This is a genomic window from Rhodococcus sp. 15-649-2-2, assembly GCF_002258645.1.
In the GTDB taxonomy this organism is placed as follows: Bacteria; Actinomycetota; Actinomycetes; order Mycobacteriales; family Mycobacteriaceae; genus Rhodococcoides.
The window spans coordinates 55,142-81,887 of the sequence record NZ_NPFM01000004.1; the positions used below are offsets into that span (position 1 = coordinate 55,142).

At 65.3% G+C, this 26,746-nt stretch carries 21 protein-coding genes and 1 tRNA gene; 8 read left to right on the forward strand and 14 right to left on the reverse strand.

Annotated elements, in window-relative coordinates; translation table 11 throughout:
* Window positions 1-76: 76 nt before the first annotated feature.
* From CH305_RS02405 to CH305_RS02430, 6 genes are all read left to right on the forward strand, one after another.
* On the forward strand, window positions 77-778 hold the full coding sequence (locus tag CH305_RS02405; RefSeq protein ID WP_094702500.1) for an ABC transporter ATP-binding protein: 702 nt from the start codon (window positions 77-79) through the stop codon (window positions 776-778).
* Window positions 775-3,246, forward strand: a complete 2,472-nt coding sequence (locus CH305_RS02410; RefSeq protein ID WP_094702450.1) for an FtsX-like permease family protein — start codon at window positions 775-777, stop codon at window positions 3,244-3,246. Before CH305_RS02405 ends, CH305_RS02410 begins: the two co-directional genes overlap by 4 nt.
* Before the next feature lie 84 nt (window positions 3,247-3,330).
* Window positions 3,331-3,525: a hypothetical protein gene (locus tag CH305_RS02415; protein WP_094702452.1), complete on the forward strand. Its 195-nt coding sequence runs from the start codon at window positions 3,331-3,333 to the stop codon at window positions 3,523-3,525.
* Window positions 3,526-3,640: 115 nt separating this feature from the next.
* Window positions 3,641-3,716: transfer RNA gene (locus CH305_RS02420), tRNA-Arg, on the forward strand.
* A 100-nt stretch (window positions 3,717-3,816) separates the two neighbouring features.
* Window positions 3,817-5,160, forward strand: coding sequence for an HNH endonuclease (locus tag CH305_RS02425; RefSeq protein ID WP_256983471.1), 1,344 nt, complete (start codon window positions 3,817-3,819; stop codon window positions 5,158-5,160).
* A 222-nt stretch (window positions 5,161-5,382) separates the two neighbouring features.
* Window positions 5,383-6,789, forward strand: a complete 1,407-nt coding sequence (locus CH305_RS02430; RefSeq protein WP_094702454.1) for a DEAD/DEAH box helicase — start codon at window positions 5,383-5,385, stop codon at window positions 6,787-6,789.
* Window positions 6,790-6,832: 43 nt separating this feature from the next.
* Here the strand turns inward: CH305_RS02430 and CH305_RS02435 are convergent, their stop codons facing one another.
* Window positions 6,833-8,098 (reverse strand): MFS transporter, encoded by a 1,266-nt coding sequence (locus CH305_RS02435; RefSeq protein ID WP_256983472.1) that lies wholly within the window; start codon window positions 8,096-8,098, stop codon window positions 6,833-6,835.
* 39 nt (window positions 8,099-8,137) lie between these two features.
* Between CH305_RS02435 and CH305_RS02440 the strand changes: the two genes are divergently transcribed.
* Both CH305_RS02440 and CH305_RS02445 read left to right on the forward strand, forming a co-directional pair.
* Window positions 8,138-10,171 (forward strand): ATP-binding cassette domain-containing protein, encoded by a 2,034-nt coding sequence (locus CH305_RS02440; protein ID WP_179278153.1) that lies wholly within the window; start codon window positions 8,138-8,140, stop codon window positions 10,169-10,171.
* Window positions 10,168-10,905, forward strand: a complete 738-nt coding sequence (locus CH305_RS02445; RefSeq protein ID WP_032404357.1) for an energy-coupling factor transporter transmembrane protein EcfT — start codon at window positions 10,168-10,170, stop codon at window positions 10,903-10,905. The genes CH305_RS02440 and CH305_RS02445 overlap by 4 nt, the downstream gene beginning before the upstream one ends.
* A gap of 3 nt (window positions 10,906-10,908) precedes the next feature.
* Here the strand turns inward: CH305_RS02445 and CH305_RS02450 are convergent, their stop codons facing one another.
* The 13 genes from CH305_RS02450 to CH305_RS02510 form a co-directional block, all read right to left on the reverse strand.
* Entirely contained in the window at window positions 10,909-12,516 is a 1,608-nt protein-coding gene (locus CH305_RS02450; RefSeq protein ID WP_256983473.1) for a substrate-binding and VWA domain-containing protein, read from the reverse strand.
* A gap of 149 nt (window positions 12,517-12,665) precedes the next feature.
* Complete coding sequence (locus tag CH305_RS02455; RefSeq protein WP_179278154.1) at window positions 12,666-14,297, reverse strand: substrate-binding domain-containing protein; 1,632 nt, start codon at window positions 14,295-14,297, stop codon at window positions 12,666-12,668.
* Window positions 14,298-14,369: 72 nt separating this feature from the next.
* Entirely contained in the window at window positions 14,370-14,801 is a 432-nt protein-coding gene (locus CH305_RS02460) for an SRPBCC family protein (protein WP_032377358.1), read from the reverse strand.
* Between the two features lie 83 nt (window positions 14,802-14,884).
* A complete protein-coding gene (locus CH305_RS02465; protein WP_032404359.1) occupies window positions 14,885-16,516 on the reverse strand; it encodes a cation acetate symporter in 1,632 nt (543 codons plus the stop codon).
* Entirely contained in the window at window positions 16,513-16,812 is a 300-nt protein-coding gene (locus tag CH305_RS02470) for a DUF485 domain-containing protein (protein ID WP_032404916.1), read from the reverse strand. Before CH305_RS02470 ends, CH305_RS02465 begins: the two co-directional genes overlap by 4 nt.
* A 264-nt stretch (window positions 16,813-17,076) precedes the next feature.
* Window positions 17,077-18,819 (reverse strand): cation acetate symporter, encoded by a 1,743-nt coding sequence (locus CH305_RS02475; RefSeq protein ID WP_032404360.1) that lies wholly within the window; start codon window positions 18,817-18,819, stop codon window positions 17,077-17,079.
* A 6-nt stretch (window positions 18,820-18,825) separates the two neighbouring features.
* Window positions 18,826-19,131 carry a hypothetical protein gene (locus CH305_RS02480; RefSeq protein ID WP_230592612.1) on the reverse strand — a complete coding sequence of 102 codons (306 nt, stop codon included), beginning with the start codon at window positions 19,129-19,131 and terminating at the stop codon, window positions 18,826-18,828.
* Window positions 19,132-19,198: 67 nt separating this feature from the next.
* Window positions 19,199-19,999 (reverse strand): LytTR family DNA-binding domain-containing protein, encoded by an 801-nt coding sequence (locus CH305_RS02485; protein WP_037155058.1) that lies wholly within the window; start codon window positions 19,997-19,999, stop codon window positions 19,199-19,201.
* Window positions 19,996-21,168 carry a sensor histidine kinase gene (locus tag CH305_RS02490; RefSeq protein ID WP_037156002.1) on the reverse strand — a complete coding sequence of 391 codons (1,173 nt, stop codon included), beginning with the start codon at window positions 21,166-21,168 and terminating at the stop codon, window positions 19,996-19,998. Before CH305_RS02490 ends, CH305_RS02485 begins: the two co-directional genes overlap by 4 nt.
* Complete coding sequence (locus tag CH305_RS02495; protein ID WP_037155056.1) at window positions 21,165-22,346, reverse strand: S9 family peptidase; 1,182 nt, start codon at window positions 22,344-22,346, stop codon at window positions 21,165-21,167. The genes CH305_RS02490 and CH305_RS02495 overlap by 4 nt, the downstream gene beginning before the upstream one ends.
* 28 nt (window positions 22,347-22,374) lie before the next feature.
* On the reverse strand, window positions 22,375-24,003 hold the full coding sequence (locus tag CH305_RS02500; protein WP_094702460.1) for a Na+/H+ antiporter: 1,629 nt from the start codon (window positions 24,001-24,003) through the stop codon (window positions 22,375-22,377).
* Window positions 24,004-24,081: 78 nt separating this feature from the next.
* Window positions 24,082-24,270: an antitoxin gene (locus CH305_RS02505; RefSeq protein ID WP_094702462.1), complete on the reverse strand. Its 189-nt coding sequence runs from the start codon at window positions 24,268-24,270 to the stop codon at window positions 24,082-24,084.
* 40 nt (window positions 24,271-24,310) lie between these two features.
* Window positions 24,311-26,725: an HAD-IC family P-type ATPase gene (locus CH305_RS02510; RefSeq protein ID WP_094608339.1), complete on the reverse strand. Its 2,415-nt coding sequence runs from the start codon at window positions 26,723-26,725 to the stop codon at window positions 24,311-24,313.
* Between the last annotated feature and the right edge of the window lie 21 nt (window positions 26,726-26,746).

Genomic DNA, 26,746 nt, shown 5'->3' on the forward strand with positions numbered 1-26,746 from the left:
CGACCGGTTTCTCGATCCGACGACAGGTAGCGTCGAAGATACATTCGAGAAGCAAGGGGATTCGTCCGTGGCGAAGTTGATGCTGGAGTTGTCCGGGGTGGTCAAGGAGTACCCCACCGGAGAGCAACCGGTGCGGGCGTTGGACGGCATCGATCTCACGATCGAGGGCGGCCAGTTCGTCTCGCTCGTCGCACCGTCCGGTGCCGGCAAGTCGACGCTGCTGCACATGCTCGGCGCACTCGACACCCCGACGGCGGGTTCCATCCGGTTCGACGACGTCGAAGTCACCACCCTCGACGACAACGCGCAATCCGATTTCCGACGCCACCAGGTGGGCTTCGTCTTTCAGTTCTTCAACCTGTTGCCGACGATGTCCGCGTGGGAGAACGTCGCCGTCCCCAAGTTGTTGGACGGCACACCCATCAAGAAGGCCAAGGCCGACGCGATGCGACTGCTCGAGATGGTCGGGCTCTCGAATCGATCCGAGCACCGGCCGGCTCAGCTGTCGGGCGGCCAGATCCAACGCATCGCGATCGCCCGAGCATTGATGATGAATCCGGCACTGTTGATCGCCGACGAACCCACCGGAAATCTCGACTCGAAGACCTCCCACAACATCCTCGAGATTCTGGCGGACGTGGCACACGCCAGCGAGGGGCGTCGAGCAGTGGTGATGGCGACCCACGATCTCGAGGCCGCGCGCTCCACCGACCGCATCGTCAGCATGATCGACGGTCGCGTCGAGTCCGACACACCGACGGCCGGTCTCGATCGGTGATCGGGACCGCGCTCAGCAGATTTCGAGTCATCAGCCTTCGCGACCTCCGCATGCACTGGGTGCGTTCGCTCGTCTCGGCCGGAGTCGTCGCCGTTGCAGCCGGGTTGCTCATCGCTGTGCTCGGCACGTACGGGTCGTTGACCGGATCGGTCGAACGTCTCGCGGTGACGATCGCAGGCAACGCGAGTTACGAAGTCGTCGGCGTCACCGACTCGGGCTTCGACCAGAGCGAACTCGACGTGGTGCGCTCCGTTCCCGGCGTCGACACCGCGGTTCCCCTGCTGCGCAGCACCGTTCGGTCCGATGTCGGCGATCTGACGGTTCTCGGTGTCGACGCGTCCATCACGGCACTGCAGTCGGATCTGCAGGGTGCGGTCGGCAATGCGGCCGGGCTGTTGTCCGATCCTTCCGGTGTATTGGTCGGTGCCGCAACGGGTCTGAAACAAGGCGACACCGTCACCATCGACGACGTTCCGACGACTGTGGTCGGCGTGGTCGACGGCCCGGGTACACAGCGCATCGGTGGAGGCATGTTCGCGGTCGCGCTCCTTCCCGCTGCGCAGGCACTGACCGACCGTCCGGGTGAGCTCGACTCGATCTTCGTCCTGGGCAGCGGCGACAGTCTGCGTCCCGACCTCGACGCCGCGCTCGCCGGCCGAGTGTCGGTGATGAATCCGGACTTTCGGGCCGACCGCGCGAACCAGGCGATGAGCCTGACGCGCAATGCCACGCTGATGGTCTCGCTGATTGCATTCGTCGTCGCGGCGTTCCTCGTCTTCAACGTCATGAACATGGCCATCGCGAAGCGTCGACCCACGATCTCTCTGCTCCGGGCTGTCGGCGGTCGCCGCGGCGATATCGTCCGCGACCTGTTGTTCGAGTCCGTTCTGGTGGGCCTGGTCGGCGGTGCCGTCGGTGTTCCGTTGGGAATCGCGATGGGCCGCATCGCCATCGAGAGCCTTCCACCGTTCCTGTCGCAGGCATTCGACGCACGGATCGAGTACGTGTTGCCCGGTTTTGCAATTCCCGTGGCGATTGCGGCGTGCGTCCTGGCCTGTGTCGGTGCCTCGGCCGTCGCCGCGGTACAGGTGTATCGCATCTCGCCGATCGAAGCACTCGCCGTCGGCGGCGGGGAAACCGCAGGCGGACCGCGCCGTCGATTCGTTGCTGCTGCTACCGCGTTCGGCCTCGTCGCCATTGCCGGATCGTTCGTGTTCGCCGTCAGCGTCGACGGGCAACTGACCCTCGGTGCCGGTGCACTGTTCATGTTCGGCGTCGTCGCGCTGTGCGTCGGGGCGACGGGTCCGATCGTGTCCGCCACAGCGGCCGTCCCTCGCCGCTGGGGTGGTGCCGGCCGACTGGCCACCGCCACCATCGAACGGGCCCCGCGGCGGATCTGGGCAACGGTGATGACGATCGTGATTGCGGTGGGAGTCAGTGTCGGAGTGTCGGGTTCGTTGACCAACATGACCGACTCGGCGGCCGAATCGCTGTCTTCGTTGGCGAACACCGACCTGTACGTGTCGATGAGCTCCCCCGACGCCATACCGTCGGGCCCCATCGTTCCCGCCGAGGTGGAAGAAGCCGTCGCATCGACTCCCGGTGTGTCTCGCATCGTCGAGGGGCAGTGGGCATACGCCACGATCGACGACGAACTGGTGTCCATCCAGGGCGTCGCCGACGGCAGCAATGCGGTGACACTCGCGTCGCTCACCGACGACGTGCGTTCCCAGGTGCTCGCCGGTGACGGCGTGGTGCTGTCCCAGGGGTTCGGCAGAACGTTGGGTGTGTCGGTGGGCGACTACATCGATCTCCCGACGCCGACCGGTCTGCAGAACGTGCGGGTGCTGGATCTGGTGGACTACATCAATGCCGCAGGCGGCACGATGGCGATCTCGTTGGACTCGATGCAGCGCTGGTACGACCGCCCCGGTGCGACCTACCTCGAGATCAGCGTCGACGGAGACGTTGCCGCCGTGCAGGATTCATTGCGTTCGACACTTCCGCCCGAGACCTTCGTGTACACCGGCGCTGCCGCACTCGAGGGCACCAGCGCGGCCATCAGACAGTCCGGTGCACTGGCCATCGCGCTGCAATGGATCGTCGCACTCGTGGCTGCAGTCGCGTTGCTCAACACGTTGACGTTGTCGGTTCTGGAGCGTCGACGTGAACTCGGCGTACTACGTGCCATGGGCGGTGGACGGGGAACCTTGGCGCGAATGGTGTTGGCGGAGGCACTGTCAGTCGGCATCGTGGGCGGTGTGCTCGGCCTGATCATCGGCGCCGGTCTGCAGTATCTGAGCACACTGATCCTCGGCGCCAGCATCGGAATCCCGGTTGCCTACACCGCCGGGTGGTCGGTACTGCTGTACGGACTCGTCGCCCTCGGCCTGTCACTGCTGGGTTCCGCTCCCCCTGCCGTGCACGCCTCGCGACTGAACATCGTGGACGCCATTGCGGCGGATTGAGTGGTGGGCGGGGGCCTCCGGGATCCGCAAACGCGCGCGCGTTCGTCAGATGCGAGCGGAATAGTGTGACGAGCCTGCGCGCGTATGACAAATGCGCTCGCGTTTGCGGGAGGAAGGGTGACGGCCCGCGATATTCAGTGTTTCGTCGGTATCGAATCGATCGCCAACTACACCGCTCACCAGCACCGCACCGCCCTGAACCTGATCACGTCGATGACCGGCACAGTGACGAGCAGCGGCGACCTGCTTCACGATCGCCACGGTGGGCCGCTAGACTAGCGAGCGCGATGTGGGCCAGCTGAGCATCTCGACAGCGAACCCATCCGCACCCGATTGTTCGCTGGATCGAAAGCCGTTGCTGGACAATGACTTCGATCCAAAAGAACGGTCACCAGCCTTCGTAGCTCAGGGGATAGAGCAACCCTCTCCTAAAGGGTAGGTCGCAGGTTCGAATCCTGCCGAGGGCACCACACAGCAATTTGGTGACCCTCCCCAGTTTCGTGCATCTATTGCGGAACCACAAAAACCTCCGTACTATCGAACATGCATTCGAGTACTGGGGAGGAACTCGTGGTCACAGCTCTACAAGATTCGCCACTGACGTCCGATGAAGTGTTGCGGTTTGTCGCGCGACTTCAGGCGTCCGATGTCGTTGTCGACGCAGCAGCCGGCATCGATCTGATCTCCGCTCTCGAGACGGTCAAGTGCGTGAGCGTGGCAACGCAAGCCGTGGTGACCGATGCCGTCGCAACAGCCATCAGCGCCGAGCGCAAAGAACTCGGCAAGCCGAAAGCCCAATGGCGCAGCGGAATTGCGTCGCAGATCGGCCTGGCACGACGCGAATCACCGAACCGCGGCGGCACTCATCTGGGACTCGCTCGCGCGCTGGTGCACGAAATGCCGCACACCCTCGCGCGCCTGAAAGCCGGCGAACTCAACGAATGGCGGGTCATGATTCTCGCTCGCGAGACCGCGTGCCTCACCGTCGACGATCGCCGCACCATCGACGAACGACTCTGCGCAGACCCGGCCACCCTGGCCGGTGCCGGGGACCGCACCATCGAGGGCCGCGCCCGCGCACTCGCCAACGAACTCGATGCCGCCTCCCAGGTGAGACGACGCGCCAAGGCCTACGCAGCTAGGCGCACCAGCACCCGTCCCGCACCTGAGTCGATGGGCTTCTTCACGGTCCTCACCTCGATGGAGAAGATGGTCTGTATGTGGGCCACGCTGCGACGAGACGCCGACACCATCATCAATGCCGGCGGCGACACACGCACCCGCGACCAGATCATGGCCGACCTGGTGTTCGAGCGAATCACCGGCACATCGGCGGCTCAAGGTCCGCCGGTGACCGTCGACATCGTCATCTCGGACTCGACCCTCCTTGCCGGTGGTGACACGTCCGCATATCTGCACGGCTACGGCGATATTCCGTCCGACGTCGCCCGGCAACTCATCCGAGACGCACTCGACAGTGAGACGCACATCGCATTACGACGCCTCTACGCCCATCCGAAATCCGGAGCACTGACGGCCGTGGAGTCCACATCGCGAGGTTTTCCCACTGCGTTGGGACGCCTCATCGATCTCCGAGATCGCACCTGCCGCACCCCATGGTGTGACGCGCCGATCCGACACCACGATCACATCAGGCCACACACCGCAGGTGGCAAAACCAGCGCCGAGAACGGCGCAGGCCTTTGTGCCGCATGCAATTACGCGAAAGAAGGGGAAGGCTGGACGGCCGAAGCGATACGAGACAAACGCAACGCGCGACATCGCTACAGGCTCATCTCACCCACGGGGCACACCTATGACTCGAGTGCCCCGCCCATGCCGGTGGTCGAGCTCTACAGCTCGCAGATCGAGAACGTGATGATCACCGGTCTCTTCGACGATGACGCTGCATGACGCGTCGCCGCGGGAAGAGACCGAGCCACAACTCGGTTACACTCGGTGACGACGCGCGTAGCTGCACGTCAGACGTCGTGGAATGCTCCCGAATCACCATGTGCACCCTGCACAGGCTTCTCTTACGGCGATCGAAACTGCCCACCGGCAGTCTCGCCACCTTGCATCTCGGCCCAAGGCCCGCAGGTGCAACACCCTGCCCGAAAGGCACTTTTCATCACTATGACGACCCCACAAACTTTTGCTGCGCTCGGCGTACCCCAGGCCATCGCGGATGTACTCGCGAGCCAGGGCAAGACCGAGGCGTTCCCCATCCAGGCCGACACGCTCCCCGACACACTGCAGGGACGCGACGTACTCGGACGCGGAAAGACCGGCAGCGGAAAGACACTCGCATTCGCCATCCCGATGGTCGCTCGTCTCGCCGGGCAGCTTCCCGGCAACCGCAAGCCCGGCCGCCCGCGTGGCCTGATTCTCGCGCCGACGCGTGAGCTCGCCACCCAGATCGCCGTCGCGATCGAGCCACTCGCCTCCGCATACTCGCTGAAGGTCACCACGATCTTCGGTGGTGTGTCGCAGGTTCGCCAGGTCTCCGCGCTCAAGGGTGGAGTCGACATCGTCGTCGCCTGCCCCGGCCGCCTCGAAGACCTGATGAAGCAGCGCCACCTCACGCTCGACGGCGTTCAGATCACCGTCCTCGACGAGGCCGACCACATGGCCGATCTGGGCTTCCTGCCCGTCGTCACCCGCATCCTCGCCGCCACCCCGGACAAGGGCCAGCGCATGCTGTTCTCTGCGACCCTGGACAACGGCGTCGACAAGCTGGTCAAGCGCTTCCTGCACAACCAGATCACGCACTCCGTCGACGAGGCCACCTCACACGTCGAGGCCATGACCCACAGCGTCTTCGAGGTCGACGGCGTCGAAGCCAAGAAGAAGCTCGTCCATCAGCTCGCCTCGGGTACCGGACGCCGCATCCTGTTCATGCGCACCAAGCACCAGGCCCGCAAGCTGGCCAAGCAGCTCACCGACGCCGGAATCCCGTCCGTCGACCTGCACGGCAACCTCTCGCAGGCCGCACGCGACCGCAACCTCGCAGCCTTCTCCTCCGGCCAGGCCCGCGTTCTCGTCGCCACTGACGTCGCAGCCCGCGGCGTCCACGTCGACGACGTTCAGCTGGTCGTCCACGTCGATCCCCCGGCCGAGCACAAGGCGTACCTGCACCGCTCCGGCCGCACGGCACGCGCCGGAAGCGCCGGCGACGTCGTGACCGTCGTCCTGCCAGAGCAGCGCAAGGACACCGCAGTGTTGCTGCGCAAGGCCGACATCAAGGTCACCCCGATCCGCGTCACCGCCGACTCGCCCGCAGTGGCGAACCTCGTCGGCGAGCAGGCCCGCTACGTCGAGCCTGCACCGCGAGTCGAGCAGGCCCCGGCCCGCACCGGAGCCCCGCGCAACAACAACGCGCGACGCGGCGGCCCGGCCCGTTCGGGTGGTCAGCCGCGCAGTGGTGGTCAGCCGCGTAGTGGTGGTGGTCAGCCGCGCAGTGGTGGCGGTCAGCCCCGTAGCGGTGGCGGCGGCCACAGCCGTCGTGCAGCAGGACCGGCCACGAGCCAGCGCAGCCGCTGATCTGAGCACGTAAGAATCCCAGCCTGAGCGCGGAAAGCCCCATTTACGAGGGCTTTCCGCGCTTTCCTGTTCTCACGCTCACCACGGCAGCAACCGCACAGAGGCCGGCCGCACCGAACCACGCCATCGTGTAGGCGCCGGTGGCGTCCCGCACGACGCCTGCGACGACCGATGCGATACCGGCACCGATCTGATGTGAGGCGAACACCCAGCCGAACACCAGTGAGCCTCGATCGCCGAAGACCTCTCGACACAGCGCAATCGTGGGCGGAACCGTTGCCACCCAATCCAATCCGTAGATCACCACGAAGATCACGATCGACGGCTGAATGGTCGCGGACAGCAACCACGGCAGAAACAGCAGCGATACACCACGAAATCCGTAGTACGCCGCCAGTAGGTAACGCGGGTCGACGCGGTCGGTGAGCCACCCCGATCCGATCGTCCCGACGATGTCGAAGATTCCCACCACCGCCAGCAGTCCCGCTGCGGTGGTTTCGTGCATTCCATGGTCGTGTGCGGATGGGATGAAGTGAGTTCCGATGAGCCCGTTCGTCGTCGCGCCACAGATCGCGAAGCCCACCACGAGAGCCCAGAACGTACGAACGCGGCTCGCATCACGCAACGCCTGTATCGCGGCCCTGGCAGGATTCGCCGTCGGGTCCGCAACCACCGCCGTGTAGCCCTCCGGCGCTCCGTACGGTGTCACCCCGACGTCCGCGGGCATGTTTCGCAGCCACCGCAGCACGAACGGGACCACGATCAGCGAGCCACCCGCGATGAGGAACGACGCGGCCCGCCAACCGGACCTGTCGACGAGTTGCGCGATCACGGGCAGGAAGATCAGCTGCCCTGTCGCGCTGCCTGCCGTCAAGATGCCCGACACGAGGCCACGACGCCGCACGAACCACCGATTGGTCACCACCGCCGCAAAGACCAGAGCCATCGATCCGGTGCCGAGGCCGATCATGACGCCCCAGGTCAACACCAACTGCCACGCCTGGGTGACGAAGACACTGAGAGCACTGCCTGCCGCGACGATCGTCAACGCAACCGACGTCACCGCCCGGATTCCGAAGCGGTCCATCAAGGCTGCGGCGAACGGAGCCGTCAGGCCGAAGAGCACAAGATTGACGCCCACCGCCAGCGACAGCATCGACCGCGGCCAACCGAACTCCTCCTGCAACGGCACCATCAACACGCTCGGTGCCGCCCGGAAGCCCGCTGCACCGACAAGGGCGAGGAATGCCACGGCCGCGACGATCCACGCCGGATGAATCCGCCTGCGGGTCCCGATCTCGGAAGTCACCCAGACAGTGTGCACCAGCTGAGCTGGCACACTGGAGCGGTGACCGTCAGTTCTCCTCGCACTCCGAAGTCAGGGCCCCTCGGTCCTCAGGAATTGGCAACCGCCGCGGTCATGAGCAGCTTCACTGTCGCGTTGACGGTGATCGGTGTGCTCGTGCCCATGGCAACAATTCTTCAGGTCGTCGCGGCCATTCCCATGTCGGTGGTCGCGCTTCGGTATCGGACGCGCGCGCTTCTCACCGCTGCGGTAGCAGGCACCCTCGTCGGATTCGTCGCCGCCGGTACTCAGACGGCCCTCACCGTGGCCAGCGCCGCGCTGTTGGGCGGCCTGGTCGGGCGGGCGAAGCGCAAGAAGCAAGGACTCTTCGGCGTACTGGTCACCTCGATGGTCGTCGGGCCGGCGCTCGGGGCCCTGACGGTGTTGCTGCTCCTGATCCTCGTTCCACTACGCACGTTGTTCCTCGACACCCTCCGCAATACCTTGGAGGGGGTGTCCAGGTTGCTCGAGCGCACGTCGGCCTTGCAAGGTGCCGCCGATGTGCTCCGCAGCAGCTCCACCGCGGTGCTCGACAACTGGTGGTGGTGGGTCGGCGGTTCGATCGCGTTCGGGATCGTCACCGGAACGCTGTTCGCCTGGCTGATCCTCACCGCCATCCTCGACCGTCTCTCCACCATCCCCACTCCCGAGGCACTGGTCTCGAGCACGGACGACGAGGAGATCGGACCACTGCCGGTCACCCTCACCTCGGTCGGATATCGGTACCCGGGAAGTGCCACCCCTGCGTTGACCGGAGTCGAACTCCACATCGGACAGGGTGAATTCGTCGCGATCGTCGGCCACAACGGCTCCGGCAAATCGACACTGACGAGGATCCTCGCCGGCCTGGAACCGTCTGAAGGCACCGTGAACAGGCCCGGCGCAACCGGACTCGGTCGGTACGGTGGCACCGCAATGGTTCTGCAGCGACCCGAGAGCCAGATCCTGGGCACTCGCGTCGCCGACGACGTGGTGTGGGGTCTGCCGCCCGGCGACTCCCGTCCCGACGTCGATGCCCTGCTCGACGAGGTGGGTCTCGGCGGCATGGGTGCCCGCGACACCGCATCCCTGTCCGGCGGCGAGATGCAGCGCCTGGCCGTGGCCGCGGCCCTGGCCCGCCGTCCCGCCCTGCTCATCGCGGATGAGGCAACCGCCATGATCGACGCTGCCGGCCGCGAGCATCTGGTCTCGCTCCTCGCCGAACTACCTCGCAGACACGGCATGTCGGTCGTGCTCGTCACCCATCATGTCTCGGAAACCGTTGCCGCAGATCGCGTCGTGCATCTGCACGAGGGGTATCAGGTACAGCACGACTCGGGGTGGATGCAACCGAATACTGCAAATTCTGCTGTACTGCACGACAATTCGAGCCAACGCCTGCTCGAAGTGTCAGACGTTCGGCACACCTACAACCGTCGAACTCCCTGGGCGCAGGGCGCACTGAACGGGATCGACATCACCGTCAAGCGTGGTGAAGGAGTTCTCGTTCTCGGCGGAAACGGCTCGGGTAAGTCCACTCTCGCTTGGATCATGGCCGGACTCACCGGCCCGACGAAAGGCACCGCGCAGCTCGACGGCAAGGCCATGACCACCCGGGTGGGCGACGTCGGACTGGCATTTCAGCATTCCCGCCTGCAGTTGCAACGTCGCACCGTCTCCGAGGACATCGCCGCGGCAGCGGGGCCCGAAACCGGTTCTGCCACAGTCTCGGCCGCCATGGATGCGGTCGGCCTCGACAGGTCTCTCGCTGCCCGCGAGATCGATTCGCTCAGCGGTGGTCAGATGCGACGCGTCGTGCTGGCCGGGCTCATTGCGCGTCGGCCTCGCGTGCTGGTTCTCGACGAGCCCTTGGCCGGCCTCGATCCACCCGGCCGCGACGACATCATCGGCGTTCTCGCCGGACTACGTGAACGCGGCGTCGGGATCGTCGTCATCTCACACGATGTGGACGGCATGGACACCGTCTGCAGCCGCACCATCACGATGTCCGACGGCCACATCGTGTCCGACTCGATCCTGGGGAGCGTGCCCTCGTGACCACCGTCGTACTGCGTCAGGTCCCCCGGCTCTCGCCGATCCATCGGCTGTGGGCCGGCACCAAACTCGTCGTCGTCCTGCTCCTCAGCGTCACTCTCGTGGTGGCACCGACGTGGCCCGCGCTCGGAATCGTGTTCGGACTGTTGGTGATCGCCGCGATCATTGCGCACGTTCCGATCACGGCGCTGCCGCGTCCACCGTGGTGGATCTGGGCATTGTTCGGCGTCGGAGCCTTGATCAATCTGCCGATCGGCAGCGCAGCAGTGCTGGTGTACCTGCGTGCGACGCTCTTCGTCTTCGTGCTGCTCGGTGCCTCGATGATGATCGGCTGGACCACCTCGATGAGTGACATAGCCCCGGCCGTATCGAAACTCGGCGCACCGTTGAAGAAGCTGAAACTGCCGGTTGACGAGTGGGCGATCGCCGTGGCGTTGAGCCTGCGATCGCTTCCGCTGTTGATCGAAGAGATGCGTACCCTCAACGCGGCCCGACGCCTTCGCCCCAAGCCCGTTGTGAACAGCGCCTCGGACAATTCGCTGGTCGACATCGTCACGACGGTCATGTCGGTGGCCATCCGACGGGCCGACGAGATGGGTACGGCCATCACCGCTCGCGGCGGCACCGGGATGATCACCGCCACCGACTCTCGATTCAAGGCCTCGGACGCGCTGACGCTGGCCGTGGTGACGGTGGCCTGCGCCGCAGCGATCGCCATCAGCTTCCTGGTGGGGTGAAGGCTATTCGCCCGCGAGGCGCTCGGTGCGAGAGTTCAAAGCCTTCACGAACACATCGGGGATGTCTCGCGGATCCTCGGCGATGTAGCTCGTTCCACCCGTGACCGCTGAAATCTGTTGCAGCGCAACGGGGTCTGCATCACTGGTGACGCCGACGGTAACGATGACGATGGGCCGAACGGGATCTTGTTCCTTCTGCAGCGCTGCCAGCAACTGATCCAGCGAAATGCTGCCGTCGTCTTCGTTGGCTCCGTCGGTCAGGATGATGACGCTGTTGACGTAGTTCGGGTCGTAGCCCTCCTTGACCCGGCGGAATGCGGCCAGAGTGGTGTCGTACAGCCCGGTTCCGCCTCCGACCAGAGCAGGTAGACCACGAATGGAGTCGAGGATCGCCTGGCGCTGCGGCTTACCGTCGACCGTGTTGCTCACCGGACCGAGCGGTACCAGTTCTCGATAATCCTGTTTCCCACCACCGAGTCCGATCGAGAAAGCCCACAGACCCATCTGGGTCTGGTCACTGAACAGGTCGTTGGCACCGACCGATGCATCGACAGTCAACGCGATACGAGTCGAGTCACCCGATTTCGCGGCCATCGAACCGGATACGTCCTCGACGACGAGGGTGCGCAACGGCAGCGCGAGTACGGCCCAATCGCGCAGTGTCGTCTCGATGGACAGGGGGTTCTTGATCTCCAGCGAGGCAACGGATCCGACACCCTTGCCGTCGGGCAGCGGGGTGCCGCTCGCGGTACGGAAGCCGGCCGCGACAAGCGTGTCGGTGGCCGACTGGGTGGCCAGGACCGAGGCCAATGCCGCTCCGGCTTCCTTGACACGGTCGTAATCGGGCCCGGCCGGAGCGGTCACCGCCAACGGATAGTTGAGGAAGTAGCTGCCGGTCGGCGGAACCGACTCGGTGAGCTCCGCGCCCGGGTTGTCCGCCTCGTAGGCGAGCAACGCCTGTTCGGCTGCCACGCTGGTGCCGCCCTCGGCGGCCACCTGGGCCACCAGATCCGGGGTGTCGTGGGGAGCGTCGGCAATCCGTCCGAAGTCCTGCGCCATGGGTACCAACGCTGCGGATACGGCCTTGGCATCCGAGATCGCGACCTCGGATTCGGCAAGCGCGCCGAGAATGGCTGCGTTCGACGCACTGCTGGTGAGGGGATCTCCGATGCGCTGCCCGGGAAGTTGCAACACGCTGAGCCAGGTATCGGTGACCGGCACCGCATCGGACTTCGAGACCAGAACGGGAAGCGTGTTCGCGACGGACGTCTTGGCCAGCTCGGGCAGAGCACCGGTCGAGCGCAGGGTCTTGAGCAGCCACAGCGTCGAATCCGGGATCCACAGGTCCGGGCGGTTCTCGGTGCCCGCGATCTCCGTCGCAGTATCGGTGGGACGCTCGGAGCGGACATCGAAGTTCACGCACCCACGATCGAACTCGCCGGCCCGAGAGACGATCTGCTGCACCGGCTCGGCGATGGAGGCGTCCACCGCGAGCGAGACGGTGTCGAGGGAATCGCAGGAATCCGCACCGGATGCACGGACGGCCTGGACGCCGAACCAGCCGCCCGCCGCGACCACTACTACCGCGAGCGCCGCTGCGCCCCAGGTCACGACAGGACTGAACCTACGACTGCTGCCGCTGTGACGTCCCGACATCGACTTCGCCCCCTACTTCGACCCCCGACACGCCTCTGCGCCACGGTTACTCCGCACTACCCCAGGTGACGGAGAGCACGCGGCGCACATCATAGCCGCTCCCGTCACCGACCGGAACGGCTCCTCAGCGCATTCACGAAGACATTCGGGATTTCGGCCGGATTTCGAGCAACAAAGCTCGAACCACCGGTCGCAGCCGAAATTTGCTGCAGCACACCGGCATCGGCGTCGTCGGTGATGCCGATGGTGACGATGACGACCGGCTTGGACGGGTCCTGCTCGGCGCGCAGGGTGGACAACAGCTCGTCGAGCGAGATGCTGTCGGGATCCTCGTTGGTGCCGTCGGTGAGGATGATGACACTGTTCACGGCATCGGGGTCGTACCCCTCCTGCACGGTGCGGAACGCAGCCAACGTGGTGTCGTAGAGCCCGGTACCGCCCCCGACCAGCGACGGAAGGGTTCGAGTTTGCTGCAGCAGCACCTCGCGCTGAGTGGTGTTGCCTACCTTCTCGTCCATGCGCCGGATCGGTGCCAGCTCTTTGTAATCCTGGCTGCCGCCGCCGAGTCCGATCGAAAATGCCCACAAGCCCATCGACGCGTTGTCGGGGAACAGGCGGTTGCCGGTCTCGCTGGCCTGCACCGTCATGGCGATGCGCGTGTTCGCACCGGCGCTGTAGTTCATCGATCCGGAGACGTCTTCCATCACCAATGCCCGCGAGGGAAGCGCCAGCACCTGATACTGCTTCAGCGTCGACTCGGCGGCCTGCTGATCGGCAATCGTCAGGGGCGTCACCTCCCCGATCCCACGATCGGAATCCAACACTGCATTGTCCGCGGAACGGAACCCGGCCTCGGACAACGCCTGTTGGCCTTGCTCGGATTCGATGGCCGCCGCCAGAGCCGTGCCGACGGACTTCGCGGCCTCGTGTCGGTCTCCTGCAGGCTCGGTCACAGCCAACGGAAAGTTCAGGAAGATGCTGCCCGTCGGCGGTACCGTCGCGCAGAGATCGTTGTCGTTGTCGATCTGGTATTGCAGGAAGGTCTGCTCCGAGACCACGGCAACTCCGCCGTCGGCGACCACGTCGTCCAGACGAGCATTCGGATCGGCCTCACCGCGGGTGGCAGCCTGAGCCTGTGCGATGGGAACGAGCGCCGCCGAGACCGAGTCGAGGGCCTTCTCGTCCGATCCGGCCTCGGCCACCGCGCCGAGGATCGCCGCGTCGGACATGGTGTTGGTCAACGGGTTTCCGATACGCAGACCTTCGAGTTTCAGGGCAGTGAGCCACGTGTCGAAGAACGGCACCTCGTCCTTGCGGGCAGCGAGCACAGCGGGGGTACTGGCCACCGACTGACTCGCGAGGTCGATCAGCGATGCGGTGGACCGGACGGTCTTGCCGACCCACAGTGACGAATCCGGAATCCAGAGAGAGGGAACATCGGCACCCTTGGCCACAGCGGCCGAGACCTGACCCGATTCGCTCGCGGTCACGTCGATCCGAGCGCAATCCAGTTCCTCTGCGGACGTGCCGTCGACGATCTTCTGCAGCACCGGCGCGATCGCGGGATCCGCGGCCAGCGAGTAGGACGCGGGGTCGCCGCATTCGGAACCGAAGGCCTTCTGTGCAACGACCACGCCGCCTGCGACCACGACGAGGAGCGCGACGGCAATGACGCCGTACTTCACCACTCCTCTACTGCTCGTCGTGGACGACGAAGCACTGTGCCTACCGGGCATGACATGACCTCTCCGTAGCGAGCGAGAGGGAGAAGTTCGTCCGCCCCGCCGTTCGGTTCGCCAGATACTACGTCAGGCGTAGATCTTGACGAACGTCTTCAACGAGTTCTCGATGTCGCCCTTGAGTGCACGGGCCACGCCGGAACCGATCGGACCGAACAGCGGTGCACCGCCCAGGTTGATGTCGATGGTGATCTCGGAACCGTCGCCCTTGGATTTCACGGACATGTTCAACCCGATTTTGACTCCGCCCTTGCCGTTGCCCTTGAGCTCGAGCTTCTTGGGCGGATCGTAGGACTCGATCTTCCAGGACACCCGGTTGCGCATACCTTTCACGCTGGCGATGGAGTCCAGAGTGGTGCCGACGGCCAGCTGCTCGGGCAGCTCCCCCCGCCACGCTTCGTGGATGGAGAGCCATTGCTCGTATCCGGACAGATCGGACGCGTGCTCCCACGTCTGCTCGGGGGTCAGTGGGACGTCGAGGGAAACCTTCAGCTTGGCCACAGCAGGGATGGTAACCGCTGAACGAGAAGTGCCCGTGTGAGGCCTTGCTCACACGGGCACTTCTCGACGCGTCTACAGGTGTACTAGTGCGCGCTGGCCTTCTCCGCACCGATGCCGGTGAGGGAGCGAACCTCCATTTCGGCCTGCTTGTCGGTGTTCTCGGTGTCCTTCGAGATCAGAGTTCCGACGATGCCGAGGATGAATGCCAGCGGGATCGACACGATGCCCGGGTTGGAGAGCGGGAACCAGGCGAAGTCCGAGCCGGGAATCATCGACGTCGGCGATCCGGAGACGGCCGGGGAGAAGACGATCAGCACGATCGTCGAGATCAGGCCTCCGTACATGCTGAACAGTGCGCCGGTGGTGGTGAAGCGACGCCAGAACAGCGAGTACAGGATGGTCGGCAGGTTCGCGGCCGCCGCGACAGCGAACGCGAGTGCCACCAGGAAGGCGATGTTCTGCCCGTTGGCGAGGATGCCGAGGCCGATGGCCAGGATGCCGATGACGACGGCCGTGATGCGCGAGACCTTGACCTGCTTGGCGTCGTCGACCTTGCCCTTCTTGATGACGCTCGCATAGATGTCGTGAGCGAACGACGCCGACGCGGTGATGGTCAAACCGGCGACCACGGCGAGGATGGTCGCGAAGGCGACCGCCGAGATGACGCCGAGCAGAATGACGCCGCCGAGCTCGAAGGCCAACAGCGGAGCCGCGGAGTTCTGACCGCCGGCCGAGGCCAGGATGCGGTCGGGTCCGACGATCGCTGCGGCACCGTAGCCGAGCACCAGGGTGAACAGGTAGAACGCACCGATGAGCGCGATGGCCCACACGACGCTGCGACGAGCTTCCTTGGCGGTGGGCACCGTGTAGAAGCGCATCAGCACGTGCGGCAGACCCGCAGTGCCGAGCACGAGTGCGATGCCGAGCGAGAGGAAGTTGATCTTGGAGGTGGCACTGCCGCCGTACTGGGCGCCGGGCTCGATGACATCACGCGCTGCGACGGCGTCGCTTGCCGACGAGGACACCATGGCCTGTGCGCTACCGAGCAGCTCGGAGAAGTTCAGGCCGAACTTGGCGAGCACGAGGACCGTCATGAATGCGGCACCGGCGATGAGCAGAACGGCCTTGATGATCTGCACCCAGGTGGTGCCCTTCATGCCGCCGATGAGCACGTACGCGATCATCAGCACACCGACGATGGCGATGACGATGGACTGCCCGGTGCGGTCGGAGATGTCGAGCAGCAATGCGACGAGTCCGCCTGCTCCTGCCATCTGTGCGAGCAGGTAGAACAGCGAGACGGTCAAGGTGGACAACGCGGCCGCGGTGCGAACCGGGCCTTGCTTGAGCCGGAAGCTCAGCACGTCCGCCATGGTGAATTTGCCGGTGTTCCTCAGCAACTCGGCGACCAGGAGCAGGGCCACGAGCCAGGCGACGAGGAAGCCGATGGAGTACAGGAAGCCGTCGTAGCCGTACACCGCGATGGCACCGGCGATACCGAGAAAGCTTGCCGCCGAGAGGTAGTCGCCCGCGATGGCGACGCCGTTCTGAGGTCCGGAGAACCCGCCACCTGCGGTGAAGAACTCTGCAGAGGTCGCGTTCTTCTTCGATGCGCGAATGACGACGGCCATCGTGATGAGGACGAACGCGCCGAAGATCGCGATGTTGACGAGTGGCTCGCCGACGGTGGTGCTTGCTGCTTGCGCGAGATTCATCGCTTCGCTCCCTGGGAGGCTTCCATCTCGGCGCGCAAGGCTGCGGCGCGAGGATCGAGTTCACGGTTGGCGAACTTCACGTAGATGCCGGTGATGGCGAACGTGGTGACGAACTGGCCGAGGCCGAGCAGCAGACCGACGTTGATGTTGCCCCACACCTTGGTCGACATGAAGTCGACGGCGTAGGTGCTCAGCAGCACGTAGATGACGTACCAGACCAGGAAGAACCCGGCCATCGGGAACACGAAGCTACGCAGGCGGTGTCGGAGTTCCTGGAACTCGGGACTGGCTTGCATGTCGACGAACGCTTGCGCGTCCGGTGGCGAATTGGTTTCCGGTGCGGTCACCTTGGACTCCTGAAGTAGATGTGAGCTCTAGCTGAGTCGGAACAGTAATGAGAGTCAGGTCACAAAATCAGGAGGTGGCATCGATCACACGGCGGGCTGCGGGAGTGTGCGACGAGCGGTCGAGAATGGCAGATGAGCGGCGGCGGCGGGAGTGGAGCCTGCGGAATGACCCAACGAGTGGAGTGGAGCCTGCGGAACGACCCGAAGACGCAGTTACAGTTCGCGCTCTCGGTCTTTGCCCATGTCGAGGCCCTCGGGCAGGTGCAGACGGGCGAAGATGCGGGAGATGTCCGACGGCACCGTTTTTCGGGTGGCGAGGCTGACGACGATCATCGCGGCGAAGGCGACGGGAACGCTGACTGCGGCCGGGTAGCCGAGTATCGCTGCCGCCCAACCGCCGAGGACGCCGTCGGAGATGGGGGTGACGACGGAGATCGACGCGGCCACGAGTGAGATCCCACCGCCGAGGAACAGACCGGTCGCGGCTCCCGCTGCCGTGAGTCCGCGCCACCAGATGCCCAGCACCAGCAGGGGGCACAGGGTGGATGCGGCGACCGCGAACACGAGCCCGACGGTGCGTGAGAGGTCGAGTGAGACAACGCCGATCGACAGGGCGAGCGGCACAGCGCCGGCAAGTACCGAGGCGACGCGGAAGTCTCGCACTTTGCCCGAGAGCACATCGGTACTCAACACTCCGGCGATGCTGACCAACAGACCGGACGAGGTCGACAGGAACGCCGCGATGGCACCGGCGGCCACGAGAGCGGCGAGCAACTGCCCTGGAATTCCGGACAGCACGGAGCCGGGCAACAGCAGTACCGCGGCGTCCGATGCCCCGGTGATGAGCAGTTGCGGTACGTACAGGCGAGCGAAGACGCCGAGCACCGTCGGGAACAGGTAGAACATGCCGAGCAACGCCAGGACGGTCAACGAGGTGAGTCGCGCGGCTCGGCCGTCCGGGTTGGTGTAGAACCGCACCAGCACGTGCGGCAGTCCGAGGGTTCCGAGGAACGTGGCCAGAATCAGCGAATACACCTGATACAGCGGGTGCGCGCCGCCCAGTCCTCCGCCGGGCATCGCCCATGCCCTGTCGGTGGTCGGCGCTCCCGCCACCACAGGGACGGGCGAGCCTGCGTCCAACGTGAGCACAGTGCCCGATCCCAGTTCGTGTTCGCCTGCCTCGAGACGCACTCGGCCGTCGACGCTCTCGTCGTCGAGGGTGCCGGCCACGGATACGACGATCGGTGAATCCACCTGTACGAGAACATCGGTGGTGATGTCGACCACGGTCTGCTCGGACACGGTCGGTGGGGCCGGGCTGCCGACGCTGCGGTCGTCGGCGAAGAAGTACACGGCCAACACCAGTGCCGGGATCGCGATCGCGGTGAGCTTGAGCCAGTACTGGAACGCCTGCACGAAGGTGATCGAGCGCATTCCGCCGCCGACGACGTTGGCGATGACGATGAGCCCGACAGCCAGGGCCCCGACCCAACCCGGTACTCCGAGGAGGATGTTCAGGGTCAGGCCTGCGCCCTGGAACTGCGGCACCAGATACAGCGCGCAGATGACCACCACCACCAACATGGCCACGGTGCGCAACCATGGTGCACCGAGCCGGAACTCGACGAAATCCGGCACCGTGTACGCGCCACTCCGGCGCAGGGGCGCGGCGACGAACAGCAAAAGACCCAGGTAACCCGCGGTGAAGCCCACGGGATACCACAGCGCATCGGCACCGTATTTGGCTATGAGACCGGCGACACCGAGAAACGATGCAGCAGAGAGATATTCACCACTGATGGCCGCGGCGTTCCACCGCGGCCCGACCGAACGCGAGGCCACCAGAAAGTCCGAGGTGGTGCGGGCCAACCGAACTCCGTAGACGCCGATGCCCACGGTGGCCGCGGCTGCCAGGAGCAGCGCGATCACCGTTGCGACGGGAATGGACTGGTTCACCGAAGCCTAGTCCTCGACCAGATCGACGAACTCCGTCTCGTTGCGCTCGGCCCGGCGCACGTAGGCCCAGCCGACCCCGAAGAGCAGCGGATAAATTGCCACCCCCAGCACCAACCACGGCAACCCGATACCCAGCAGGGCGACATCGGTGAAACGCTCGAGCAGCAAGCCGGACAACGGGATTGCGAACAGTATCGACAGCGTCATCACCGCCAACCGCACCGACAGCAGCAGTTGGGCACGAACGAGACTACGAACCAGGGCGTCGCCCACCTCGGTTTGCTCCTGCACTTCGACGCGGGTGCGCACCATCCGTGCACCGCGACGTTGCGAGAGTACGACGCGTTGCCGATGCGGCTGGCTCACCGCGCACCCCTGATCATCGCGACGACCACGATTGCAGCGGCCCGCGGACCAATCTGTCCTTGAGCTCCCTGGCGTGCCTGCGGCTCACCGGCAACTCGCAGGCGGCCAGATCTCCACTGCCCCGCAAGCACACCACCAGACCCGAACCGACGCTGCGGATTCCCGTCACCAGCCGCAGCGAGACCAGATAGGAGCGGTGCACCCGCAGGAATCCTGCATCGGCCCAGCGACTTTCGAGTGCCGAGATCGGTATCCGCACAAGGTGCGAGCCGGTACCGGTATGCAATCTGGCGTAGTCACCGTCGGCCTCGACCCATGCGACCGAGGACCGGTGCACCAACGTGGTGGTTCCGCCGAGTTCGACCGGAATCACCTCGTCGGCGGAGGTGTCGGCGGCCTGCGCCGGTCGACGGCGGGCAACCAGGACGCGTCGAACGGCCTCGGCGAGCCGATCCTCGCGCAGTGGCTTGAGCAGATAGTCCACGGCACCCAGATCGTATGCGGCGAGTGCCCGATCGTCGTGGGCGGTGACGAACACGACGGCGGGTGGCCGCGCGAAGGCCGACAGGATGCCGGCCAGTTCGAGTCCGTCGAGGCCGGGCATGTTGATGTCGAGGAACACGGCATCGACTACCGGTTGCGCGGAGCTCTGCTGGAGCTGCCGGAGCGCGGTGGTCGCGTCCTGCGCGGTGAACACCTCGGAGACGGCGTCCTGCTCGCGAAGCAGGAAGGCGAGCTCGTCCAGCGCGGGGCGCTCGTCGTCCACCGCGAGCACGACCAATCCGCGCCCGCTCGAGGTTCCGGCCTGCGTCATGCCCGCACACCCGGCCTGAATTTCGGCACGCGCATGCTCACCTTGGTGCCTGCGCCCGGTGCGGTGTCCACGACGAGACCGTAGTCGTTTCCGAAGGCCGCCCGCAGCCGATCGTCCACGTTCGCCAATCCGACATGGGCCGCGTCCTCGGTGTGCAGGCTGCCCGACCGCAGCACCTCGGGGTCCATCCCCACGCCGTCGTCCTCGATGCTGATCACCGCATCGGTGCCCTCGTCGGCCGCGATGATCGTCACGCGGCCGCCGTCGGCCTTGCCCGACAGGCCGTGCCGGACGGCGTTCTCGACGAGCGGCTGCAGCGCGAGGAACGGCAGCGCAACCCCCAACACCTCGGGCGCGACCTGCAACGAGACCTGCAACGAATCACCGAAGCGAGCACGCTCGAGCGTCAGATACCGGTCGATGTTGCGAAGCTCGTCCGCGAGGACGGTGAATTCGCCGGCATTGCGGAACGAATATCGAGTGAAATCGGCGAACTCGAGCACCAGTTCGCGGGCCCGATCCGGATCGGTACGGACGAACGACGCGATGGTGCCCAGTGCGTTGTAGATGAAGTGCGGGCTGATCTGCGCTCGGAGCGCCCGCACCTCGGCGCGGTCCAACCGAGCCCTCGACGCATCGAGTTCGGCGAGCTCGATCTGCCCGCACGCGTAACGCGCGACCTCGGCGATGGCACCGAGCACGCCCGGCCCCGGCTCGTCGACCATGGCCGCACCCAACACCCCGACCACGGGCGAATCGTCGACTACCAGCGGCTGCGCCACCAGCGCCTTCACCGGGTGGATCGAACCGAGCGGAAGGCGCACCAGCACTCGCCGCTGCCCGTCCACGGCTCGCTTCGCCGCCTCCACGAACGCCGGTGTCAGCTCGTCCCACGGACCGTCCCAGGCCAGCAGGGAACCGTCGGGATCGCAGATACCGAGAGCGTCCGCCCCGGTCAGCACCCGCAGATGAGGTGCCGCAACCGATGCCGAGCGGGCGTCGAGACCGTCACGCAGGGGCTTGGCCGCCAGGGATGCGGTGTGCAGGGTGGAGTGCACGGCTCGTTCGGCCGGTGTGGTCAGATCGCGTCGACCACGCAGGCTGATGACTGCGATCACCGTGACGATCAGCGCCACGATCACTGCCAGCCAGGCCAGGGCAGCCGTCATCGCACGCACGTACCCGAAGTCGGCACGTTCAGGAATCGTTCGACGAGCCAGTCGACTCCGATGGCGTTGGCTGCCAGCTCGGCGTGGCCCTGTTGCGGTTCGGCCGTGAACTCGATGTCGTCGCCCATGCCGCAGGCCGTCGCAACGGCATCCCGAGTCCACTGCGGATCGATCAGATCGTCGCGCTCGCCGACCAGTACGAACAGCGGAACATCGGTGCGAGATGTCGGCAGCGCCACCGATTCGAGCCAGTCCGTCATCCGATCCGCTGCCTGCTCGGTGGCCGGAAGAGCATCGGCCGGGTCGATGACAGCTCCGGCGTCGGCCTTGGAGAAGCCGAGCAGATCGCTGCACGCCGTCAGTGCGGTCACGTTGTCGGCGAACGTGCCGCGGATGTAGTCCGAACGCTCGGCGCTCGGATCCGCGACGTGCAGACCCTCGAACAGATACGGCACCAGCAGCTGGCGCGGCAAGGTCTGTTCGGTCTCGGGGGCGAGGATGCGAGTCAGATCGGCGGTGGGCGAGAGCGCCGCGGCACCCACCAACTGCAAGCCGTCGCCGTAGTCTGCGTTGCGCTCGGCAGCTGCCCAGACCGCTTGCCCACCTTGGGAAGTGCCCACTGCACCCCACCGGGTACCGACGTCGGGCACCACGTTACGGGCCGCGCGCACCGCGTCGATGACGTCGTAGGCGGCGGCGTCTCGGTCGAGGTACGCCGGATCCCCGGGTGTTCCGAGCCCCTGGTAGTCGGTCACCACCACCACGGTGCCGCGCTCGAGGAACGGCGTCACCAATCCGATGGTGCCCAACAGATTCGGGTAGAGCGAGGGTGCACATTCGTCGGTGACGCCGGTGGTGCCGTGCCCCACCGACACGATCGGCCAGCCGCCCGGAGGCGCAGAACCTTTGGGCACGAACACCGTTCCCGACGTCTCGGTACCGCCACCGCTCACCCCGTCGGTGGTGCGGTAGACGATCTTGAAGGCCGTTCCACCGAGGTACGCGACGCCGATGTCGACCTGGCCCAGCTGCATCGACGACACGATCGCGCCGCGTTCGGAGCCCTCGGGCGCAGGAATCGCAGCCGGCACGGACGGTTCTGTCGGTGACGCCGGCGTGCTGCAGGCGGACAGAGCGAACGCCAGTGCCGCGGCCGCCACCAACCCGCTCGACCTCACTGTCTCTGCGCTCCTACATTGCGTTCGTCTACGTCGTGCGTCGTTGAATGCGGGCCTCGGCCGCAATCTCTTCCACGTCCAGACCATTCAACACTGCGCGCAGAGCTTCGTCGTCCAGCTCCCCCGAGTCACGGGCGGCGACCAGCGCCGCCCGCTGCGCGACCAGCACGTTGTGCCGCAGGGTATCGAACAGCGCTCCGGCCGCCGCGATTCGCTTCTCCCTGTCCTCGGTCTCGTCCGCGTCCAACCGTGCCCGCACCGAACGGCGTACGCGCGAGATCACCTCGGCTACCCGATCACTGTCGACGCCCGCGATTCCGTCCTTCGCAGCACGCTCGAGGTAGGTCTCGGCGGCGGTGCGGGCGATGACCTGCGAGAGCAATCGCTGATTGTCGGTGCGTTGCTGCTCGAGTGGATCGGCAACGTCGAGTCGGCGGATCATCAGCGGAAGCGTCAGGCCCTGCAGCAGCAACGTTCCGACCGCGACGACGAACGCGACGGCCTGAATCACTGCGCGACCGGGGAATTCGTCGCCCGCCACCGTCGTCAACGGCACACCCGCGGCCGCGGCAAGCGTCACCACTCCGCGCATGCCTGCCCACGAGAGCACCAGGTTCTGCTGCCAGCTCAGACCGGTCTCGCGTGGTGCCTTTCGCCGAAACAGTCTGCGAAACAACATGTGTCGACCGGAATTGACGAAAATCCAGGCTGGGCGGACGGCCATGACCACCACGAGCACCACCAGCGCGTATCCGAACACGTGATGGACCGGCAAACCCTCGCGTTGCACTTCCTGGATCACGAATTTCAGCTGTAAACCCATGTAGGCGAACACGAACGCCTCCAGGAGCAGATCCAGCGTCGGCCACACCTGGCGTTCCTGCACCCGAGTGGTGACCGAGACGTCTGCGGTGATGCGGCCCAACACGAAGCCGGCGGTGACAACGGCCAGGACACCGGAGGCATGAATTTCCTCCGCCGCCAGAAAGGCCGCGAACGGCAGCACGAGACCGAGCACTGTCTCGAGGGCCGAGTCGGCGATGCGCTTGCGGATGAACCGGACGATGCGCGACAGGACCAGCCCGACCAGAACGCCCCCGACGATCTCGTAGCCGAAGTACAACACCGGTGAACCCAGTTCGATGCGGCTCCCCGTCACCGACGCCACGGCCAGGGTGAACAGGGTCAGTGCGGCCGCGTCGTTCACCAAGCTCTCGCCGGTGAGGATGGCCATCATTCGCGCGGGGAGGCCGAGCTTGCGACCCACGGCGATCGCAGACACCGCATCGGGCGGGGCCACGACGGCCCCGAGCACCAGGGCCGCACCGAGCGTCAGTTCGGGAATCAGTAGATTCGCGAACCAGCCGACGGCGACCGTCGTCACGATCACCATGACCAGTCCGAGCCGAAGGATCTGGCCGAGGTTCCGTCGGAAGGTGACGAACGAGAAATCGAGCGCAGCCGAGTAGAGCAGCGGCGGAAGCACCACGCCGAGGATCAACTGAGGCGAGAGACTCACATGCGGAACGCCGGGAACGAACGACGCGATCGACCCGACGGTGACCAGAACGAGCGGGACCTGAAGGTCCAGACGCTTGGCGAAACCGGCAACGGCAATCGCAAAGATGACTACGAGAAGAAGAATCGGTCCGTCCACCGAGACTATTGTGCCGTCAGCCGCACACTATGGAGCGACCGACGGCCGCTATGACGAACTCCGGACGACCGGTACGTCCTACTTGTCCGAAATTGCCTTCTTGGCTGCTTCCTGAACCTTGTCGATCTTGTCGGAGTACTTGCCACCGGTCTTGTTGTCGATGAAGTCCCCCGCCTTCTCGACGACGTCGTCGATCTTGTCCGAGTTCTCGGCCGCAAGGTCCTTGCCCTTGTCGACGATGCCCTTCAGATTGTCTGCGAAGCCCATGACTGTCTCCTGTCGCTGGAATGATCGAACACCTGGAAGCTTACGTTTTGTACTGCGTGTTGCGTAGTGATGTTCGATTGCGCAGTGCCGATCCGAACCGGTGCGCAACCTCGACGAGCGCGATTCCGATGCCGCCGATGATCAATGCACTGGTGGTGGCTCCGATGTTGGACGGGTCGAGCTTGAAGAAGGTACGGCAGAACGGGATTGCGAACAGCAACAGGTAACCTCCGACCGATCCGGCGAGAAGCAGGATCTTCCACCAGTTGTACGGCCGTGCGACGACGGCCAACACCCACAGCGCGATCATGATCAAGGTGATCAGCGCGGTCGTGCTGGCCTGCGTCACCTGAGCCTCGGTGGCGTTGGGGCCCGCGTACACCAGCAGGTAGGACACGAACGTGCACGAACCGACGATCAGCCCGGACGGGACGGCCAGCCGCATCACCCGTGAGACGAATCCGCTGCGTGCCCGCTCGTTGTTGGGCGCGAGCGAGAGCACGAACGCCGGAATGCCGATGGTGAACCACGCCGCGATCGTCACGTGTCGCGGCAGGAACGGATACGGAATCGGTTCGAAGTGGAAGATCTGCGAAAGCACACCCGAGAGCCCGATGAGAAACGCCAACAGCACCGAGTACACGGTCTTGGTCAGGAACAGATTGGAGACTCGCTCGATGTTGCCGATGACACGTCGCCCCTCCCCCACGACGTAGGGCAGAGTGGCGAACTTGTTGTCCAACAACACGATCTGCGCGACGGCTCGGGTGGCCGCACTTCCCGAGCCCATCGAGACACCGATATCGGCGTCCTTGAGAGCCAGCACGTCGTTGACGCCGTCACCGGTCATGGCGACCGTGTGGCCGCGAGATTGCAACGCGCCCACCATCGCCCGCTTCTGATCGGGCCGGACGCGGCCGAACGTGGTGGAATTCGCGAGAGTGTCGGCCAGCTTCTCGGAGTCCTCGGGCAGCTCTCGCGCGTCGATCGGGGCGTCGCCGCCGGGTAGGCCGAGCGACCCGGCAACCGCACCGACCGAGACGGCATTGTCGCCGGAGATGACCTTCACCTCGACGTGCTGACTTGCGAAGTAGTCCAACGTCTCTCGGGCGTCCTCGCGCACCTTCTGCTCGAGAATCACCAGCGCACGCGGGGAGACGACACCGGGCGCATCCGGGGCGTCGACCGGGATGTCGCTGCTGGCGAGCAGCAATACCCGCAGGCCTTTGGAACCGGTGGATTCGGCCAGTCGAGCCGTCTCGGAGCCCGGGTCGAGCAACACGTCAGGGGCACCCAGCAGCCAGTTTCCGTGCTCTCCGTACGACAGGCCGCTCCACTTCTTGGCCGAGGAGAACGGGGCCACGGCGCTCTGCGTCCACCCCGGCGAGTCGGGGTACGCCTCGCCGACGGCCTGCACGCTCGCGTTGGGCCGCGGGTCGTCGTGCGCCAGAGATGCGAGAGCGGCTGTGGCGGAATCGGAATCGCTGTCGTCGATCAACACCAACTCGTGTAGCCGCATCCCGTTCTCGGTGAGCGTGCCGGTCTTGTCGGCGCACACCACGTCGACCCGGGCGAGCCCTTCGATCGCAGGCAGCTCCTGCACCAGGCATTGCCGTTGACCGAGCCGGATCACACCCACCGCGAACGCGATCGACGTCATCAGCACCAGGCCCTCGGGGACCATCGGAACGAGCGCTGCCACCATGCCGTTGAGGGCCGGCCTCAAAGCCTGCCCGCTGGAGAACAATTGGTTGTAGATGATGAGCGCGCCGGCCGGAATCATCAGGTACGTGATGAACTTCAAGATCTTGTCGATACCGCTACGCAGCTCGGACTTGACCAGGGTGAACTTGCTGGCCTCCTCGGCGAGCTTGGCCGCGTAGGCATCGCGCCCCACCTTCGTCGCGCGATATGCACCGCTGCCCGAGACCACGAAGCTGCCCGAAAGTACTTGCGCTGCCTGAAGTTTGTGCACCGTGTCGGCTTCACCGGTGAGCAACGACTCGTCGATCTCGAGGCTCGCGGTCTCGATCACCTCGCCGTCGACGACGATCTGATCACCGGGCCCCAGTTCGACGATGTCGCCGAGAACGACCTCGTCGGGCGGAATCTGTTGCGAGACACCGTCGCGTCGTACCTGCGGCTTGTTCTGACCGACGATCGCCAGCCGATCCAGCGTGCGCTTGGCGCGAATCTCCTGAATGATGCCGATGCCACTGTTCGCGACGATCAACAGCCCGAACATGCCATCGATCACCGAACCCGTCGAGAGCACGATGATCAACAGCACACCGAGAATTGCGTTGATGCGAGTGAATACGTTGCCGCGGACGATGTCGCGAACCGAACGAGAGGCGCGGGCCGGAACGTCGTTCGATTTACCCTCGGACTTGAGCCTGGCGACTTCCGCCTCGGTCAGCCCGGCATCACGCTGCGCATCGGCGTCGATAGACATGCGTGCAGCTTAAACCTGTTC

Coding starts and splice junctions, on each gene's coding strand:
- CH305_RS02415 (WP_094702452.1), top strand. CDS start 3,331: ATGACAAATGCGCTCGCGTTTGCGGGAGGAAGGGTGACGGCCCGCGAT.
- CH305_RS02490 (WP_037156002.1), bottom strand. CDS start 21,168: ATGACGGCTGCCCTGGCCTGGCTGGCAGTGATCGTGGCGCTGATCGTC.
- CH305_RS02510 (WP_094608339.1), bottom strand. CDS start 26,725: ATGTCTATCGACGCCGATGCGCAGCGTGATGCCGGGCTGACCGAGGCG.
- CH305_RS02465 (WP_032404359.1), bottom strand. CDS start 16,516: ATGAATCTCGCGCAAGCAGCAAGCACCACCGTCGGCGAGCCACTCGTC.
- CH305_RS02480 (WP_230592612.1), bottom strand. CDS start 19,131: ATGGTGCGCACCCGCGTCGAAGTGCAGGAGCAAACCGAGGTGGGCGAC.
- CH305_RS02505 (WP_094702462.1), bottom strand. CDS start 24,270: ATGGGCTTCGCAGACAATCTGAAGGGCATCGTCGACAAGGGCAAGGAC.
- CH305_RS02470 (WP_032404916.1), bottom strand. CDS start 16,812: ATGCAAGCCAGTCCCGAGTTCCAGGAACTCCGACACCGCCTGCGTAGC.
- CH305_RS02485 (WP_037155058.1), bottom strand. CDS start 19,999: ATGACGCAGGCCGGAACCTCGAGCGGGCGCGGATTGGTCGTGCTCGCG.
- CH305_RS02430 (WP_094702454.1), top strand. CDS start 5,383: ATGACGACCCCACAAACTTTTGCTGCGCTCGGCGTACCCCAGGCCATC.
- CH305_RS02455 (WP_179278154.1), bottom strand. CDS start 14,297: ATGCCCGGTAGGCACAGTGCTTCGTCGTCCACGACGAGCAGTAGAGGA.